General features: G+C 64.5%; 12 protein-coding genes. 3 read left to right on the forward strand and 9 right to left on the reverse strand.

The window, feature by feature from the left end; translation table 11 throughout:
- A complete protein-coding gene (locus CW360_RS12990) occupies window positions 1–1,332 on the reverse strand; it encodes an IS4 family transposase (protein WP_170307333.1) in 1,332 nt (443 codons plus the stop codon).
- Between the two features lie 115 nt (window positions 1,333–1,447).
- On the reverse strand, window positions 1,448–1,759 hold the full coding sequence (locus CW360_RS12995) for a TRL-like family protein (RefSeq protein WP_093984879.1): 312 nt from the start codon (window positions 1,757–1,759) through the stop codon (window positions 1,448–1,450).
- A 112-nt stretch (window positions 1,760–1,871) separates the two neighbouring features.
- On the opposite strand from CW360_RS12995, the gene CW360_RS13000 reads away from it, so the two are divergent.
- Window positions 1,872–3,695 carry a Na/Pi cotransporter family protein gene (locus CW360_RS13000; RefSeq protein WP_101193986.1) on the forward strand — a complete coding sequence of 608 codons (1,824 nt, stop codon included), beginning with the start codon at window positions 1,872–1,874 and terminating at the stop codon, window positions 3,693–3,695.
- Window positions 3,696–3,701: 6 nt separating this feature from the next.
- On the opposite strand, the gene ggt is transcribed toward CW360_RS13000, so the two are convergent.
- From ggt to CW360_RS13030, 6 genes are all read right to left on the reverse strand, one after another.
- Entirely contained in the window at window positions 3,702–5,351 is a 1,650-nt protein-coding gene (gene ggt, locus CW360_RS13005; protein ID WP_101193987.1) for a gamma-glutamyltransferase, read from the reverse strand.
- Window positions 5,352–5,418: 67 nt separating this feature from the next.
- Window positions 5,419–5,670 carry a YfhL family 4Fe-4S dicluster ferredoxin gene (locus CW360_RS13010; RefSeq protein ID WP_093984882.1) on the reverse strand — a complete coding sequence of 84 codons (252 nt, stop codon included), beginning with the start codon at window positions 5,668–5,670 and terminating at the stop codon, window positions 5,419–5,421.
- Window positions 5,671–5,781: 111 nt separating this feature from the next.
- Window positions 5,782–6,261, reverse strand: coding sequence for a pantetheine-phosphate adenylyltransferase (gene coaD / locus CW360_RS13015; protein ID WP_093984883.1), 480 nt, complete (start codon window positions 6,259–6,261; stop codon window positions 5,782–5,784).
- Between the two features lie 76 nt (window positions 6,262–6,337).
- Window positions 6,338–7,933, reverse strand: a complete 1,596-nt coding sequence (locus tag CW360_RS13020) for a GMC family oxidoreductase (protein WP_101193988.1) — start codon at window positions 7,931–7,933, stop codon at window positions 6,338–6,340.
- A gap of 37 nt (window positions 7,934–7,970) precedes the next feature.
- Complete coding sequence (locus tag CW360_RS13025) at window positions 7,971–8,513, reverse strand: twin-arginine translocation pathway signal protein (RefSeq protein ID WP_101193989.1); 543 nt, start codon at window positions 8,511–8,513, stop codon at window positions 7,971–7,973.
- An 8-nt stretch (window positions 8,514–8,521) separates the two neighbouring features.
- The gene (locus tag CW360_RS13030) at window positions 8,522–9,952 is read right to left on the reverse strand and encodes a coniferyl aldehyde dehydrogenase (RefSeq protein ID WP_101193990.1); all 1,431 of its coding nucleotides are present in this window, start codon (window positions 9,950–9,952) and stop codon (window positions 8,522–8,524) included.
- A gap of 165 nt (window positions 9,953–10,117) precedes the next feature.
- Between CW360_RS13030 and CW360_RS13035 the strand changes: the two genes are divergently transcribed.
- On the forward strand, window positions 10,118–10,780 hold the full coding sequence (locus tag CW360_RS13035; RefSeq protein ID WP_101193991.1) for a TetR/AcrR family transcriptional regulator: 663 nt from the start codon (window positions 10,118–10,120) through the stop codon (window positions 10,778–10,780).
- A 27-nt stretch (window positions 10,781–10,807) separates the two neighbouring features.
- On the opposite strand, the gene CW360_RS13040 is transcribed toward CW360_RS13035, so the two are convergent.
- The gene (locus tag CW360_RS13040; protein WP_101193992.1) at window positions 10,808–11,818 is read right to left on the reverse strand and encodes a hydrolase; all 1,011 of its coding nucleotides are present in this window, start codon (window positions 11,816–11,818) and stop codon (window positions 10,808–10,810) included.
- Window positions 11,819–12,086: 268 nt separating this feature from the next.
- Between CW360_RS13040 and CW360_RS13045 the strand changes: the two genes are divergently transcribed.
- Complete coding sequence (locus CW360_RS13045; RefSeq protein ID WP_101193993.1) at window positions 12,087–13,790, forward strand: carboxypeptidase-like regulatory domain-containing protein; 1,704 nt, start codon at window positions 12,087–12,089, stop codon at window positions 13,788–13,790.
- The last annotated feature ends 50 nt before the right edge of the window (window positions 13,791–13,840 follow it).

The raw sequence follows: 13,840 nt of genomic DNA on the forward strand, positions 1-13,840 counted from the left end.
TCACTTAAGCGGAGCAGCCTTTCGATCCACTGGATAACGGGTCTTTGAGATCTTCACCGTCCTTGGTCTTGATGGCCTTGGACGGTGATCCAGAAACAGCCCACCGATTCCTGCTCTCAGCTCCGACAATCGTGTTCCTGTTGCTGAAATCGGGTTGGCCGCCGCCATCACGATCAATTGCACGGCGATGTATTGAGCTACTGGTTTGAAGCGGATGTCGCCCGGAGAGCGGCCGAAGGCGACGGCTGCCTGACCGGCTTCGCGGCGGATGATGTTGTAGGCCAACAACAAGCCCCAGACCTCCTGGTAGACCAGCTCCGTTACCTTGCTGCGCAGGGTCATCGCATTCTGCTGCAGAGAGCTTTTGATATCCCGGAAGCCCAGCTCGATCTCCCAGCGCTCCTGATACAGCTTGGCGATGGTCTTGGCGCTGTAAGTATCCGCAGGCAGCGAGGTGAGCACTGTCTTGATCTTGTCCTTCACGGCGTAGCTGACTTCACGTACCTCCCAGTGCGTCGGCAGGTCGGGGTTGCGCTTTCGTGCCTGTGCCGACACCTTCATGCGCAGCAAACGATCGCCCTTGCCGTAACGAGCGACTTCCTCGCCAACCAGCCCTTGGCGGGCCGGAATCAGCCAGTGCCGGCTTTCCCCTGCGGCGCCCAGGCGCAACAGCAAGTCGGCACTCCAGAAGCCCTTATCGAACAGCGTCACCGACTGATTGGGAATCTGCTGCATAAACTCATCGGCCAAGCGCATCTCACTGCGCCGGTAGGGACTCACCTGCGCATCCAGAATCAGGTGCGAGCGCACGTTCATCAGGGCTACCAGTCGCAGCATGGGAAACGGCGTCTGGCGCTCGGTGGAGGTATTGCCGGAGCCGAAATGCTCTCGGAGTTCAGGCGTGTCTGGGGTGCGCAGGAGTGCGCCATCCACGGCCAATACTTGCAGGCCCTGCCAGGTATCGCCCTCATAGCGCTCGCAACCCCACTGGTTACCCGTCTGACGAAACAGCCACTCAACCGGATCGGCACCCAATCGTTTACGCGCCTCGGTGACACCGCTTCGGGCCAGCAGGTCGTGAGAGGCCAGCCCCTGGGCACAGATATTCAGGCGTCGTGCGACCTCATGCACCGGCTCGTCACGGAACAAGGCCATGCCAAGCACCAGCCAGAGCACCTGATCGCTGGGCAGACGCCGCCGCCTTATGGTGGCCTGGGCGGACAAGTCCAGAGCGGATGCCACCCACTCGATCGGGATGTTTTGGGTGAAGGTGCTCAGATCCGAGAAGTTGAACAGTTCACCTAAGTCGAGCAGTTGCTGTTGCAGAGACATAAAAAATCCGATGCCAGGGACCTGACATCGGATTTTCGGGGAAGCCCCGTCAGGGCTCAAATGCTTAAGTGAACAGCATTACGCTCAATGAGCGGCCTTTTGCTATGTGGAAGCTTTATTGACCTTTGACTACCGTGCAGAAGCTCGAGTAGAGGAACAGCACGCTGGTGCCGTGACCATCGACGCTGCTCACGGTACTGATATTGCCGGATTTCTTGGCCGCCTCGATGGATGCATCGCCGGCGGCAATCAGTCCCAGTAGGTTGTATGCACAGCTTTTGCCTTGCTTGCTGGCTTCGGCGCTGTTGCTGACGGCTACTGGCCCGCTGACATTGGTGAACAGCGCATTGCCAACCGGGGAGCTGGTAACGGCGCAGCCACTCAGGGTTGCCACGCTGGCGGCCAGGAAAAGTGCTTGCAGTTTCATGGTACTTCCTTACATGCATTAAAAATAACGCCAGCCTCCTGGCTGGCTATAAAAGGTTACCATGCGAAGACATCTGCCAGCCTTGCGCTGCGGTAGTCTCTAAAGGCTAAACATGCTGCGAATCGCTCCTTTGCTATTGCTGTGCCTGCTGATGGCGATCAGCTTTTTCTACAGCCATGCCTGGCTCTTGTTGTGTGCCGGGCTGGCCTTGTTTCTGTTTGGCATGCAGTGCCTGGAGGACGGCTTGCGTTTGCTGGCCGGAGGCAAGCTGGAGCAATGGCTGGCGCGCAGTACGCAGACGCCGCTGAAGAGCCTGTTCTTCGGGATTGGCGCGACCATGCTGCTGCAGTCCAGCACGCTGGTTTCGCTGCTGACCATCGCCTTTATTTCGACCGGATTGATTGGTCTGGCGGGCGGCATTGCCATCCTCTTCGGCGCCAACCTGGGCACCACCAGTGGCATCTGGCTGCTGGCGCTGGCCGGGCAGAATGTCAGCCTGTCGGCGCTGGCCTTGCCCTTGCTGGTATTCGGTGTGCTGGCTGGCTTTAGCGGTGAGCGTGGCAAGGCGCTGGGGCGTGTACTGCTTGGCGTGGGATTCCTGTTCCTGGGTATCGAGGAGATCAAGCAAGGGTTTTCCGGCCTGACCGAAGGCTTCGATCCGCTGCGCTGGCATGTGTCGGGACTGCTCGGCGTCTTGTTGTATTGCCTGGTGGGTTTGCTGCTCACCGTCGTTCTGCAGTCCAGCCATGCTTCGCTGATGTTGACCCTGGCGGCGCTGGCCGCTGGCCAGCTGAGCTTGGAGCAGGGTTTGGCGATTGCCATCGGTTCCAACGTCGGTACCACGGTCACGGCCGTACTCGCGGCACTGGGAGGGAGTCGTGCCGGGCAGCGTCTGGCCCTGGTGCATGTATTGTTCAACCTGGGCACCGCGCTGCTGGCGCTGGCCTTGCTGCGGCCGCTGGCCTGGCTGGTGCAATGGCTGACCACCTGGTTGGGTCTGGGCGCCAATCCATTGATCGAGCTGGCGATGTTCCATAGCTTGTTCAATGGCATGGGGGTGCTGTTGTTCTGGCCCTGGCAGGCCCGTCTGGCGGGCCTGCTGGAACGGCTGCTGCCTGAAGTGGCCGAGCCGGCGGTGCTGATCACCGAGCTGCATCCGGCTCGTGAGCAGCTTACCCACGCACGCTACCTCGATGATACGGTGCTGGCCTCGGCGGAAACGGCGGCCCAGGCCGTCGCTCAGGAGTTGCAGCACATGGCGCGACTGAGTTTCGAGGTGATCTGCCATGCGCTGTACCTGCCGGTTGCACAGCTGCGCAGCGAGCATGTGGATGAGCAAATCCTCCAGGGGCGAAGTGATACCCGCGGCCTGGATGCCGAACAGCTGTATCGCCGTCATGTGAAAGGCGTGCATGCCGAGCTGCTGGACTTCATGAGTCGGCTGGATGTGCCGCTGGACAGCCAGCATCAGCGGTTTTGGACGGCCTGCCAGGTAGCCGCCCTGCAGTTGGTGGATGCGGTCAAGGATGCCAAGCACCTGCAGAAGAACCTAGCGCATTATTTGGAACAGGGGCCAACGGTACCGCGCCAGGCCTATCTCGACCTGCGTCGGCATCTCTTGCTGGTGCTGCGTGAACTGCGTCAGTTGGGTATGAGCGAATTGCCTGATGCACAGTGGGAAGAACAGCTGCAGCAGCTCGATGAGCGTGCTGCTGATTTCGACATGGCGTTCCGCCAGCGATTATTCGTCGAGGTGCGCGAGCGACATCTGAGCGGTTTGCAGGCCAGCTCGCTGATGAATGACTTGGGTTATGCCAGCCGTATCACGCAGAGCCTGCGCAATGTCCTGCTGCTTGCCCAGGGCGACGACAGCAAGCTGTTGCGCGGTCTGCGCAGCCTGCTGGCCGAAGAAGGGCCGCTGATCGCGCTGGACTGAGCGCTGCTACTGCGCCAGTCCGCGGCCGCGCGGGTCGCTGGCGCCTTCGGTACGTCCGCTGGCTTTGTCCCAGAGCAGCACCTGCTGGTTGCCATAGGTGCGCGGCAACGGCTTGAGCTGATGCCCCAGTCGTTGCAGGGCGTCGCGCTCGGCGGAGCTGAAGGCGTTGGCCTCATGCTCGATGTGGTCCGGCAGGAACTGGTGGTGATAGCGCGGGGTGGCCGGCCACTGGCTGACCGGCTTGCCCTCCAGATAGTCGAGGATGGCCAGCAGCACCATGCTGGGAATGCGACTGCCGCCCGGCGTGCCGAAGACGGCCAGCTGCGCCGGGCTGTCGATGAAGGTCGGACTCATCGACGACAGTGGCCGCTTGCCCGCGGCGACCGCATTGGCCTGGCTGCCGGTCAGGCCATAGGCATTCCGGCCGCCCGGATCGGCGGCGAAGTCATCCATTTCGTTATTCAGCAGTACGCCGGTGCCGGGCGCGGTGAAGGCTGCGCCGAACGGCAGGTTGATTGACAGCGTGGCGGCTACCGCGTTGCCCTGGGCATCGATCAGGCTGAAATGCGTCGTATGGTCGCCTTCCCGCCAGGCCGGCGCGGCGGGCAGTTCGGCGCTGGGCGTGGCGCGGCCTGGCTGGATGTCGTTGGCCAGGCGCTGCAGGTAGTCGCTGGCGAGGAGTTGCGCCAGCGGATTGTCGACGAAGTCCGGATCGCCGAGCAGTGCCCGATCGCGGTAGGCGCGGCGCAGGCTCTCTACCACCAGATGAATGCGTGCCGCGCCTTGGCTGGCCTGCCAGTTGCGCTGTTGCAGCATGCTCAGGCTTTGCGCCAGGGCGACACCGCCGGCGGAGGGGGGCGGGGCGCTGATCAGTTCACGGCCTTCGCCCAGCGCAAAGCGCAGCGGCGGGCGCTCGACCACCCGGTAGTCGCGCAGATCCTCGGCCTGCCAGATGCCGCCAGCAGCCTGCACGGCCTGTAGCAGGCGTTGTGCGGTCGTGCCCTGGTAGAAGCCGGCATGCCCCTCGGCGGCCAGGCGCTCCAGGGTCTCGGCCAGCTCGGCCTGGCGCAGTACGCTGTGCTCGCGCGGTAGTTGCCCCTGGTCGAGGAACCGCCGTGCGCTTTCCGCATCGGCCTGCAAGGCCGCCAGGCGAAAGGTCGCCCGTTCGATATACAGCGGGTCGATGACCACGCCATTGCGGGCCAGGCGAATGGCCGGTGCCAGGCTGTCCTGCAGGGGCAGTTGGCCGTAGTGTTCGGCCAGGTGCACCAGCGCGGCGGGCAGGCCGGGAATGGCGGCGGCCAGCGCACCATCCAGGGAGAGTTGCGCCACTACCCGCCCATCGCGCTGATAGAGCGCCGCGTGCGCAGCGGCGGGGGCCCGTTCGCGGGCATCGATGAAGCGGAAACTGTCGTTTGTCCCGGCCAGGCGCAGCAGGAAGAAACCACCCCCGCCCAACCCGGAGCCGTACGGCTCGGCCACGGCCAGCGCGGCACTCACCGCGACAGCGGCATCGAAGGCATTGCCGCCGGCGGCCAGGGTTTCCAGGCCAGCCACGGTGGCCGCCGGATGGGCGCTGGCCACGCGAGGCTCGACCGTCTGCGCCAGAGCCGGCAGGTGGAACAGGATGAGCAGCAGGCAGGCGCTCAGGCGCATGGCGAAATCCCCGGCAGTCGATGAACTGCCGGGCAGTGTAACGCAGACGGTGGCGAGAGGGCCGGCGTCAGGCCTTGCCGGTGATGATCAGGTATTTCTGCATCAGCTCGTCCTTGCTCTCGACGTTGTTGGGGTCGAGGGGGATGCAGTCAACCGGGCAGACCTGCTGGCATTGCGGCTCGTCGTAGTGGCCTACGCACTCGGTACACAGGTTGGGGTCGATCTCGTAGATCTCCTCACCCTGGGAAATCGCGCCGTTGGGGCACTCGGGCTCGCAAACATCGCAGTTGATGCAGTCGTCGGTGATGATCAGGGACATGGTCGGCTCCTGTGGCCCCGCCTGGACGGCGGCGGGGGCTGGTTCAGGGCGGCGATTGTGCCGCAATCGCCGTCATCCTGCACCCGTTGGACGCTGAGGTGTTGCCGTGGATCAGGGTTTCAGGCGTTCGGCCAGCGCCGCGGCGACGGCGGGATGCACGAACTTGCTGATATCGCCACCCAGCGCGGCGATTTCCCGGACCAGCGTGGAGGATATGAAGGAGTACTTTTCCGAGGGGGTGAGGAACAGGCTTTCCACATCCGGGGCCAGCTGTCGGTTCATGTTGGCCAGCTGGAACTCGTATTCGAAGTCCGACACCGCGCGCAGGCCGCGCAGCAGGACATTGGCTTCCTGCTCCTTGACGAAATGCGCGAGCAGGCTGGAGAAGCCGACGACCCGCACATTCGGCAGGTGGGCGGTGACCGCGCGGGCCAGTTCGACGCGTTGTTCGAGGGGGAACAACGGATTCTTCTTGGGGCTGGCGGCGACGGCGATCACCACTTCGTCGAAAATCCGCGCGGCGCGCTCGACCAGGTCGCCATGGCCTTTGGTGATGGGGTCGAAGGTGCCCGGATACAACACTCGGTTCATCGCGGCTTCCTGGCTGTGCTTAAGGGAAGCGGATGGTAGCGCAGCGCCTGGCGTACAGCCAACCGCCGCGCACACCTCAGGCGCCGCGCAGGCGCTCGGCCAGGGCGCTGGCCAGCTTGGCGCACAGCGCGTAGATGGACAGCTGCGGGTTGGCGCCGATGCTGGTGGGGAACAGCGAACCATCGTGGATCGACAGGTTTTCCAGCTGGTGGTGGCGGCCGAGGCTGTCGCACACGCCTAGGCGTGGGTCTTCGCTCATCGCGCAACCGCCCATCACGTGGGCGCTGCCCAGCTTGGTGCGGTACAGCGCCAGGTCGAGGCGGTCGATCAGTTCGCGGGCGGCAGGCAGGTTGTCGACGTAGTCGGCATCCGCGTGCAGCGGCAGTACGGCCTTGGCACCAGCGGCAAACTGGATTTCCGCCATGCGGTGATAGGCGCGGCGGATGCCGTCCCAAGTGTAGTTGGTCAGCGGGTAGTCGAGCACCGGGCTGCCATCACTGCGCAATTTGACCGTGCCTTCGGCGCTGTCGGGGTGAAAGCCGTCGCGCATCAGCGCCAGCATCACATGGGTGCGCGGCAGGTCGGCCATGCGTGCCGCGTTGTCGCGGCCATGCCGGCCGAGCAGCGAGGCAGCCAATGCCGGTTGCAGCGGCGGCACTTCCAGTTTGTAGGACATGCGTCCGCTGACCCCGTCGTCCCACTGGAAGTGATCCGAGTAGATCGACTGCGGCGCGCCGTAGAAGGGGTTGATCAGCTCGTCGAAGCGCGCGGCCGAGAAATTCACCAGATGCAGGAAGGTACGTTTGCCGAGGCGCTGGTGCGGATCGGGCGCCGCTGAGCGCAGTAGCAGGCCCGGGCTGTTGATACCGCCGCCGGCCAGGATGTAGTGGCGGGCACGTACTTCGATGCGTCGGCCATTGGGCGCCACGCAACGCGCATCCATGCCCAGGCAGTGCAGCGCTTCGATGCGCCCGTCGCGCAGGCTGAAACGCTCCGCACGGGCCAGGTAGAGCAGCTCGCCGCCGGCTTCCAGGGTGGCCGGGATGCTGGTGACCAGCATCGATTGCTTGGCATTCACCGGGCAGCCCAACCCGCAGTAACCGAGGTTCCAGCAGCCGCGCACGTTGCGCGGAATCACCTGCCAGCTATAGCCCAGCGCTTCGCAGCCGCGGCGCAGGGCGTCATTGTTGGCATTCGGCGGCAGGGCCCAGGGCGCGACGCCGAGGCGCTGCTCAAGTCGCTCGAACCAGGTGGCCATGCTCGCGCTGTCGTGTCCGGCCACTGCGTACTGCTCTGCCCAGTATTGCAGGGTAGCGGCGGGTGTGCGGAAGCTGGAAGTCCAGTTGATCAGCGTGGTGCCGCCCACCGCACGGCCCTGCATGATGGTGATGGCGCCATCCTCGCTGAGCCGGCCCATGCCTTCCTGGTACAGCTCGGCATAGGCGGTGGGCTCCTGCAGCTTGAAGTCGCGGCTGGTGCGCAGTGGGCCTTCTTCGATAAGCAGCACCTTGAAGCCGGCGGCACTGAGGATTTCCGCGCTGGTGGCGCCGCCTGCACCGCTGCCGATGATGGCAATGTCGGCTTCCAGGCGCAGATCTTCCGCCAGCTGCGAGCCATCGTGGGTTTTCCAGCCGCGGGCCAGGCCTTCGGCAAACAGATCGGGTACGGACATCGCGGCACTCTCGCGCAGGGTGGATCAGGTGGATGGTTCAGATCTGCGGCGGGCCGGGGTAGCCACAATGGCCCCAGGCCTCGGCTTGCCCGTACCAGGCCAGCATCACCAATTGCAGCAGGGCGGCATGGCCCATCTGCAACAGGTCCAGCGAGCTGTTCTGCCAGCGCTGCAGGAAGGCCTGCATGTCGCCGGCGCTGGCCTGCTCCCAGCCTCCCCATACGCCGGTCAGCGGGCCACGGGTCAGCGGCAGGGCCAGGGCGTCGAAGAGCTGCATGGTGAGCTTGCGCATGGCCGGCGAGAAGGCGGCCAGGTTGTAGTCGATACCGGCCAGGGTCTGCTCGACAGCGGCGGGCATGCGTCCGCTGCTCACGGCGCCATCCAGCAATACCGGGATCAGTGCGCGCAGGAAGGCCAGATCGCCCTCGCGCAGGACCTGAAAGCCCCGTGCCGGAGTGCTTGGCGAGCAGCCGCTGAGGCTGGCGCCCAGCCCGGCACCGGCCAGCAGCAGGCTGCCGAACAGCCCGGTCTTGAGCAGGCCGCGGCGTGACAGCGGGGCTGCATGAGGTGAGTGGGACATGGCAGCCCTCAGCGTACGAACAGGCGGTAGATCAGCTTCTGGATAGCCTTGCCGTAAGGCGGATAGATGAAGCGCGCGGCATTGAAGCGCTGCTTGATGAACACCCCCTTGGCCTTGCTGAAGGTCAGGAAGCCTTCATGGCCATGGTAGTGGCCCATACCGGAGGGGCCGATGCCACCGAACGGCAGGTCATCCTGAGCCACATGCAGCAGGGTATCGTTGATGCATGCGCCGCCGGAGTGCGTATGGCTGAGTACGTACTGCTGCTCGGCCTTGTTGTAGCCGAAGTAGTAGAGCGCCAGCGGGCGGTCGCGCTGGTTGATGTAGGCCAGCGCCTGATCGAGCTGATCGTAGGGCAGTACCGGCAGAATCGGCCCGAAGATTTCCTCCTGCATTAGCTGCATGTCGTCAGTCACGTCCAGCACCAGGGTGTGCGCCAGGCGGCGCTCCTGGTTGTGTTCGTAGAGCGGCACGATACGTGCCCCTTTATCCGCGGCGTCGCGCAGGTAGCCCTGCAGGCGGCCCAGCTGGCGACTGTTGATGATCGCGGTGTAGTCGGGGTTGTCCGCCAGACGCGGCAGGAAACGCAGCACGACCTGGCGATAGGCGTCGACGAACTCTTCCAGACGGGCGCGTGGTACCAGCACATAGTCCGGGGCCACGCAGGTCTGCCCGGCGTTGAGGGTCTTGCCGAAGGCAATGCGTTCGGCGGCATCGTGCATCGGTACGTCGGCACTGATGATCGCCGGCGATTTACCGCCCAGCTCCAGGGTCACCGGGGTGAGGTTTTCGGCGGCGGCGCGCATCACATGCCGGCCGATGCTGGTGGCGCCGGTGAACAGCAGGTGGTCGAAGGGCAGGCGGGAGAAGGCCACCCCGACATCCGCCTCACCGAGGGCGACATACACCAGGTCTTCGGGAAACACCCGGGCCAGCAGGTCACGGAGCAGTTGCGAGGTGGCCGGGGTGGACTCGCTCATCTTGATCATCACCCGGTTGCCGGCGGCCAGCGCACCGACCAGCGGGCCGATGGCCAGGTACAGCGGATAGTTCCACGGCACGATCACCCCGACCATGCCCAGCGGCTGGTACAGCACCCGTGCGCTGGCCGGCTGGAAGGCCAGGCCGACCTGACGGCGCGAGGGCTTCATCCACTTGCCGAGACGGCGACTGGCGTAATGGATGCCGTGCAGCGAAGGCATGATCTCGGCCAGCAGGGTTTCATCGGCGGAGCGGTTGCTGAAATCCGCGCTGATGGCGTCGATCAGGGCCTGCTGTTCACTGCGCAGCAGCTCAAGCAGGGCCTTCAGCCATTGCCGGCGCTGTTCCAGGGAAGGCAGCGGGTTGCCGGCAAAGGCGCTGCGCTGGCGCTGGAAGGCGGCCTGCAGCTGGTCAATCTGCTGCTGGTTGTGATGCAGGTGGGCGATGTCGGCAACCATGGCTGTCTCCGGGGGCAGGCGGTGGGTTGCGGAAAACTCTAGAGTAATTACTCTATTCGGTCAAATGGCCGTCAGAGTGTTGTCCGGCCCGCGCAGGGTGTACCTTTGCCGCCCATGTCCGCCGTGTTCAGGCGGAACCTTCTGTCAGTCAGCGAGACCCCGGCCATGGCCGTAGCCCTGAAAACCCGCGAACGCATCGTTTTAGAGAGCCTGGCGCTGTTCAATGCGCAGGGCGAGCGCGCCATCACCACCAACCATATTGCCGCGCATCTGGGGATTTCTCCGGGCAACCTGTACTACCACTTCCGCAACAAGCAGGCGATCATCGCCGAGCTGTTTGCCCAGTACGAACGCCAGGTCGCGCAGTTTCTCCAGCGTCCGGCGGGGCGTGCGCTGACCGTGGCCGACAAGACCTACTACCTGGAAGCCCTGCTCGCGGCGATGTGGCACTACCGCTTCCTGCATCGTGACCTGGAGCACCTGCTGGACAGCGACAGCGAACTGGCCGCGCGCTACCGGCTGTTTGCCGGGCACTGTCTGCAGCAGGCCCAGGCGATCTACCAGGGCTTTGTCGAGGCGGGCATCCTGGTCATGCAGCCTGAAGAGATCGAAGCGCTGACCCTCAACAGCTGGATCATCCTGACTTCCTGGGTGCGTTTTCTGTGCAGCATGCGCCCGGACGATGCGCCGCTCAGCGAGGAATTGCTGCGCCGCGGCATCTATCAGGTGCTGGCTCTGGAAAGCGGCTACGTCAGTCCGGCGGCGCGTGACGAGGTGCGTACCCTGCAGGCCCGTCTGCATGTCCCGCTCAGCGCCGTGCTGCCCTGACTATCTGCGGGTGGGCCGGCCTCCGGCTTAGTCCGGCGCCTGGCTGGCCTGCTGGTGCAACCATTGCGGGATGCGCCGTTCCAGGTAGAAAGCAGGTTGGCGCAGAGAACCTTCGATAAAACCGACATGGCCGCCCTGTGCGTGCAGTTCCAGCTGGCTGTGCGCGGCCAGTTCGTCGGGCGCTGGCAGGCTGTGCGGGAAGACGAACGGGTCGTCGGCGGCCTGGATCATCAGGCAGGGCCTGGCAATCCGCGCCAGGTAGAAACGGCTGGAGGCCCGCCGGTAATAGTCCGCAGCGTCGGCATAACCGTGCAGTGGGGCGGTGAAACGCTCGTCGAACTCCCAGAAACTGCGCATGCCGTGGCTCGGCCCGAGAGCCTCCAGGGTGGCCAGATGCTCATGCGCGCCGCGCGCGTGGAACTGCCGGCGCTTGTCCTGCACGTAATTGCCCAGGGCGCGCATGAAGTGCGCCTGGTAAAACCGTGAAAAGCCCATGCCGATGCGTTCGGCGCAGTGGTCCAGGCGAAATGGCACGGATACCGCCACCGCCGCCTGCAGCGGGCACTGTTCACCCTGCTCGCCAAGGTACTTGAGCAGCACGTTGCCGCCCAGTGAGTAGCCTACCGCGTAGAGCGGGGCCAACGGCCGGCAGGCCTGCAGATGGCTGATGACGGCGGCCAGGTCCTCGCTGACCCCGGAGTGATAGCCGCGTGGCAGCAGGTTGGCTTCGCCCGAGCAGCCCCGCCAGTTCAACGCCACACTGGCCCAACCCAGGTCGGCCAGCGCGCGCTGCAGGCCGACCACGTAATGCGACTGCGAGGAGCCGGTGAGCCCATGGGCGATCAGCACCAGGGGGGTGTCGGCCTGGTGCGGGCCGTACCAGTCCAGGTCGAGAAAGTCGCCATCGGCCAGCCACAAGCGCTCGCGCTGGCGCTGCAGGCGTGGTGCGTGGCGCAGCAGCGAGGCCCAGAGTGTCTGGGCATGGGGGCCGGGCAGCCACCAGGCGGGCTTGAAAGGAGTGGCGGCGGAGAAGGTCATGGGTGGTTGTCGTGGAGCCCTGGCTAAGCAACAGGAGAGGGGGCTCACACTAGAGCCTGGCGAGGCGCGCGGAAAGCACCATCAGGCGACTGAATTTCCGGGAATAGCCGTGTGCGCGATTATTGACGGTATTCGGCAAGCGTGACGAGGTTCTGACGGTCTTTGTGTGCTGACTAGCAGATTCGGTAGTGGTTACCCCTGGGCATGGCTGCCGGGTGTCTTGATCGGCTATATAGCGGCCCCTTTCTTTTCTCAAGGATGACTCGCAATGCCAAGACTCTCTCTTGCCTTGCGCCGTGTGTGCGTGCTGGCCCTGCTGATGCTTGGCCTGAGCGCACTGCCGGCGCATGCCGTGCTGATCGGCAAGGCCAGCATCAGCGGCCAGGTGGTCGATAGCGAAGGCCTGCCCCTGAGTGGTGTACGGGTGCGGGTGCAAGGCCCGCTGCCATTGATCTTTCCGCGTCAGGTGGAAACCGGTGCCGGTGGCTTCTACCGTATCGATGGGGTCAGCCCGGAGCAGAAGCTGCAGCTCAGCTTCAGCAAATCCGGCTATGCCCTCGGGCATGGCAGCGTCAGCCTGCAGCGCCAGAAGCCTCTGCAGTTCGACAAGCTGTTGCTGGTACGCATGCAGCCACGCACCCTGAACAAAATGCTGGCCAAGGCCGGCGCGGTGCAGACGCTCATTCCGCAGACGGGTGGCACGCTGCAGGAGCAGGGCTTCAAGGTGCATTTTCCACCGAACAGCCTGACCGTCAGTGGCAGCCAGCCGGTGGATCTGGTCATCAGTCCGATCGATGTGTCGACGGAGGAAGTCCAGGCCGCCCCGGGCGATTTCTCGGCGCGCACCCTGGCAGGCCAGAATGTCCTGCTGGAGTCCTTCAGCATGGCTGATTTCAGCCTCAGCCAGAATGGCCGCAAGGTCAATCTGAAGGCTGGCAGCCAGGCGCAGATCGAGCTGTTGCTGCCGCGCAGCACCCCGCTGAGCCCGGGCGATCAGACGCCCATGTGGCATTTCGATACCGTGCGCGGTCTGTGGATCGAGGAAGGTGTCGGGCAGGTGGCAGCGTCCACCGTACTGCCTGATCGCCTGGCGGTGTTTGCCAGTGTGGCGCATTTTTCCTGGTGGAACAGTGACCAGCCGATTGCCACCACGGAAGTCAGTGGCCGGGTCGTCGACGGCAATGGTCAAGCGCTGGCGGGAGCGAGCATTCTCAGCAGTGGCATCGACTATGCCGGTACCAGCTCTGCGCAAAGTGATGCACAGGGTAACTTCTGCATCAAGGTGAAAAGCTCGGCACTGAGCAGCCTGCGTGCCAGCCTGTTCGTCGACAGCCTGAGCGCCAGCTCGCCCGCCTTGGCGGTGCAATCCGGGGCTGCCGGACAAAGCTGTGCCGCGGGTTCGGCGGTGGCTGCCGGTGATCTGGTGATCAGTACGGGCGTGGCGTGCATCCAGGGTGATGTACGAGACGAGCAGGGCGCTCCGGTGGTCGGCCTGGAGGTGACCAGCAGTGCGGGGACCACGGCAGTGACCGCCGCGGACGGCAGCTTCCAGCTCAAGGCGCCGGAAAACGCCAGCGTCAAGGTGCGTGCGCTTGGCTATCCAACCCAGCTGGTGAATACCCAGGCTGCCGGTGATGCCTGTGCCAGCGTGGCGCTGCGCAAGCCTTCGGGGGGCGGTGGTACGACCTGCGTGAGTGGCATGGTCTACCAGTGTTCGCCGAGCAATCCGGTGGTCGAGGTGAGCATGGTGGCCTGGCGCAACAGTGACGAGACGCTGTTCGGCATGTCGGCACCCAGCGATGCGGCTGGCCGTTACTGCATCGATGGCCTGCCGGCCAATGAATTGCTGGAGATCAAGCCGAACCATGGCTACAGCATGGATAGCCAGGAGATCGATAGCGGCGCAGGTGGTGGTACCTGTGCAGCGCAGAATTGCACGGTCGCTCCGCCCCAGGATATCTGGTGTTACTGAGCAGGCTGAGTGTCGTGTAAGGTCAACGCCCCGCATTGCGGGGCGTTTTC

The sequence above is a fragment of the Pseudomonas fluvialis genome (assembly GCF_002835605.1).
In the GTDB taxonomy this organism is placed as follows: Bacteria; Pseudomonadota; Gammaproteobacteria; order Pseudomonadales; family Pseudomonadaceae; genus Aquipseudomonas; species Aquipseudomonas fluvialis.